This window comes from Nocardioides sp. CPCC 206348, assembly GCF_048654705.1.
Taxonomy (GTDB): Bacteria; Actinomycetota; Actinomycetes; order Propionibacteriales; family Nocardioidaceae; genus Nocardioides.
The window spans coordinates 46,018-49,464 of the sequence record NZ_JBMCZA010000156.1; the positions used below are offsets into that span (position 1 = coordinate 46,018).

5 protein-coding genes and 1 tRNA gene are annotated in these 3,447 nt (G+C 71.0%); 5 read left to right on the top strand and 1 reads right to left on the bottom strand.

Going from position 1 to position 3,447, the window contains the following annotated elements; genetic code table 11:
- Positions 1–128: 128 nt before the first annotated feature.
- The 4 genes from ACOADB_RS11290 to ACOADB_RS11305 all read left to right on the top strand — a co-directional run bounded on the left by ACOADB_RS11290 (position 129) and on the right by ACOADB_RS11305 (position 2,712).
- A complete protein-coding gene (locus tag ACOADB_RS11290; protein ID WP_378598248.1) occupies positions 129–1,496 on the top strand; it encodes a hypothetical protein in 1,368 nt (455 codons plus the stop codon).
- A 26-nt stretch (positions 1,497–1,522) separates the two neighbouring features.
- Positions 1,523–2,047 (top strand): glycine cleavage system protein R, encoded by a 525-nt coding sequence (locus ACOADB_RS11295; protein WP_378598250.1) that lies wholly within the window; start codon positions 1,523–1,525, stop codon positions 2,045–2,047.
- On the top strand, positions 2,044–2,610 hold the full coding sequence (locus tag ACOADB_RS11300) for a peptide deformylase (protein ID WP_378598252.1): 567 nt from the start codon (positions 2,044–2,046) through the stop codon (positions 2,608–2,610). Before ACOADB_RS11295 ends, ACOADB_RS11300 begins: the two co-directional genes overlap by 4 nt.
- Before the next feature lie 25 nt (positions 2,611–2,635).
- Positions 2,636–2,712, top strand: a tRNA-Leu gene (locus tag ACOADB_RS11305).
- A gap of 14 nt (positions 2,713–2,726) precedes the next feature.
- Here ACOADB_RS11305 and ACOADB_RS11310 read toward each other — a convergent pair.
- Positions 2,727–3,020 (bottom strand): antibiotic biosynthesis monooxygenase, encoded by a 294-nt coding sequence (locus tag ACOADB_RS11310; protein ID WP_378598254.1) that lies wholly within the window; start codon positions 3,018–3,020, stop codon positions 2,727–2,729.
- 86 nt (positions 3,021–3,106) lie between these two features.
- On the opposite strand from ACOADB_RS11310, the gene ACOADB_RS11315 reads away from it, so the two are divergent.
- Positions 3,107–3,447: hypothetical protein (locus ACOADB_RS11315; RefSeq protein ID WP_378598256.1), on the top strand; the 341-nt coding region annotated here is incomplete at its 3' end.

The window sequence follows — 3,447 nt, forward strand, 5'->3', positions numbered from 1 at the left end:
GGAGACGGACATCCTCGACGGCATCGCCTGGTCGCTGATCTGAGTCGCTGGTCTGCGTCGCTGGTCTGAATCGACCCAATCTGGGTGTTCGTCTGACGCCGGGGCAGAGTCGTCCTAGCGTGCGAACCATGGCGCAGTCGATCGACGGCATCGTGCTCGAACGCATCCTCGCGACGGGTGCCCGGTTCAGCGAACCGCAGGTGTTCGGTGTGGCGGACGGCATGCTGACCGGCCTGACCCAGATGCACGGCACTGGAGCGGTCCACGGCCGGCTCGGACCCCACAGTGTCCTGCTGACCGCCGAGGGTGGCGTGTGGATCTTCGGTGCAGCGGAACCGAGCCAGGCCTACGCGGCACCGGAGCTGCTCGTCGGCCAGCAAGCAGGCCCGGCCAGCGATGTCTTCGCGGCGGCGGCCGTCATTGCGCACCTGGTCCGCGGGGCGGTGGTCCTGCCGCCGACGGCGGCCGACCTGGATCCTGCCTTCGCCTGGTTGCTCGGCCCCGCACTCTCCGTCGACCCCGCCGCCCGGCCCCCGGCCGGTGCCGCGCTCGAGGCGCTCCGGGCCCTCGCCGAGTCCCGGCACGGCCCGGACTGGCGACGACTGGCCGTTCTCGGAGGCCTCGGGACCGGCCTCGCGGCGACATCGGTCGTGGTGCTGGCGGGTTCCAGCTCGGCCGCCACGGGCGCCGCAGCGGCAGGCGGGATCGCGGCGACCGGGGTCGCCACCGGCATCGGGGGTACGACGGCGGGCGGTGCGGCCGCGGGTGGCATGGCCGGCGGCGGAGTGGCTGCCGGTGGTGCTGCGGGTGGTGTGGTGGGCGGCGGCACGGTCGGCGGTGGCGCCGGCCTGTCCACGGGGCTGATCGCCACGGTGGGTGGCGCGATCGCCGTCGGCGTCGTCGGCGCGACAGCCGCGGTCGTCGTACTCACGGGGGGAGGCTCGACCGAGCAGCACGAGCTGCCGGCCACGGCAGACATCTACCTGGCGGGTGCCGACGACGGCGCCGAGGCGGCCATCAGCGACGCCGGTACGCGACCGTTGAAGATCGACCTCGACGGGGCAGGCACGGTGCGCTTCCCGTCGGTGTCCGGAGAGCTCGGCGCCTGCGACGGCTGTGCACCGGAGTCGGTGGACGGCGGCAACGAGACCTTCGCCAACACCAACCTGTCCGCGCTCAACGGGATCAGCGGCGTCCTCCACGAGGACCGCACCCTGTTCCTGGTGGGTGTGTTCCTCGGGGACGGGGATCCCGACCAGGACGACCAGGTCGACCTCAGTGACGCGGACTCCGAAGCGACCCAGGAGCCGGCCGTCGGCGAGGTGTTCTTCATCGGTGACGGCGAGACGGACGACGGGGACGAGCAGGAGATCGTCGTACCGGACGGAGCGGAGACGCTCTACCTCGGCTTCGCCGACGGCTTTGCGTTCCAGGGTGTCCCGGGCGCGTACGGCGACAACTCGGGCAGCGTCGACGTCGAGGTCACCCTCGACTGAGGCCCGGCTACTGGAATGATGACGGCGTGAGCACCGACCTCTTCGCCGTCACCGTCCTCGGCCACGACCGTCCCGGCATCATCGCGGCCACCACGGCCGGCCTTGCCGAGCTCGGGCTCAACATCGAGGACACGACGATGACCCTCCTGCGGGGCCACTTCTCGATGATGCTGCTGTGCCGCGGCGCGGTCGGCGGGGCGGAGATCGAGGCGGCCCTCGCGCCCCTGGCCGAAGGTGGCGACCTCGATGTCGCCGTGCGGCCGGTGACCGACGAGCCGTCGCACGCCAGCGGTGGCAGCCAGTGGGTGCTGACCGTCCACGGCGGCGACCGTTCGGGCATCGTCTCGGCCATCGTGGGCGAGGTGGCAGCCGTCGGCGGCAACATCACCGACCTGACCACGCGCCTTGCAGGCGACCTGTACCTGCTCGTGGCCGAGCTCGACCTGCCGTCCGACGTCGACGAGCCTGCGCTCGGCGCCACGATCCGTGCGGCCGCTGCCGAGCTTGGCGTGACCGCGACGCTGCGTCCTGTCGAGGCCGACGAGCTGTGAGCACGGAGGAAGGGACCGCGCGACTGACTGCGTGGTCCGAAGCCGAGCTCGGCATCGAGGGCGACGTCCGCGACGTCGTCCGCGCGCCCGCGGGAGTGCTGTCTGCACGCGGCGCCGACGTCGACCCGACGGCACCCGACATGGTGCAGCTGGCCGCCGACCTGGTCGCCACGATGCGGGTCAGCCCCGGCTGCGTGGGCCTGGCCGCCAACCAGGTGGGTGTCGGCGTGCGGATGTTCTGCGTCGACGTCACCGACCACCCCAAGGCGCGCACCCTGCACGGCACGTTCGTGCTCTGCAACGCCGAGGTGGTCGAGGCGAGCCGCAACGAGAAGGCCCGCGAGGGCTGCATGAGCGTGCCCGACTTCACCGGCGACGTGAAGCGCGGCTCGCGCCTCACGGTGCGCGGCCAGCTACCCCTCACCGGTGAGGAGGTCGAGTTCTCGACCGACGCCTTCGAGGCGCGCGCCCTCCAGCACGAGATCGACCACACCGACGGGCTGCTGTTCCTCGACCGGGTCGCCGGTGCCCACGCGATCTATCCTCGCCAGACGTACCTGTGACCAGCGCTGACCGCGCTGATTGCCCGCCCCCGTATCCCAACTGGCAGAGGAAGCCGACTTAAACTCGGCACAGTCTGGGTTCGAATCCCAGCGGGGGCACCAGCCGTACGCCGCACTCAGAAGGTCCGGGACTCGGCGAGAGTCAGGATCCGTGGCTCGGAATGCGTCACCAGTTGCTGCTGGGACTGCGGTGTCTGCCAGACCTTCAGCAACAGCTGGCTGAAGGCTTCGGCAGCGCCCTTCGAGTCGAAGTCGAGGTCGACGACCACCTCGTGCGGGTCGTCGGTGGACTGGGTGACGCGGTAGGACCGGACGCCGTTGTCGGCACGGAACCTGTCGAACTTGTCGAACGCCTGCTTCCACGCAGCGAAGTCGTGGACGGTGTTCTCGATGTGGAGTGTGGTGGTCATGCGGCAAGCCTGCGTGCCGGCAGCGCCCCGCAACATCCCCGAACCTGGGGATCCTGAGGGCCTTCGAACGGCCCTACGCTGCAGACGTGGACCTGATCGCGCGTGCCGAGCAGCACTGTCGGGCCGGGCTGTCCGATCGCGTGTTGCGCGAGCGCCTGCTCGAGACCGTGCGGTCGGTCGTGCCGTTCGACGCCCATGTCTTCGCCCTCACCGACCCGGTCACCGGCGTGGGGAGCTCGCCCCATGCCACCGTCCCGCCAGAAGCGATGGCCCAGCTGCGGGAGGTGATCCGGCGGCGTTACCTGGATCCGGACCTCGACGAGTGGCGCGGATGGCTCGGCAGGTTCGACGTCACCGATCTCGTCCGCGTGACCTTCGCGGACCGGTACGGCGCCTGGGGCTGGCTCGAGCTCTGGCGCACCGGCGG

What these genes read in the sequence shown, in the direction of transcription:
- ACOADB_RS11290 (WP_378598248.1), top strand. Translation starts at nt 129, where the DNA reads ATGGCGCAGTCGATCGACGGCATCGTGCTCGAACGCATCCTCGCGACG.
- ACOADB_RS11310 (WP_378598254.1), bottom strand. Translation starts at nt 3,020, where the DNA reads ATGACCACCACACTCCACATCGAGAACACCGTCCACGACTTCGCTGCG.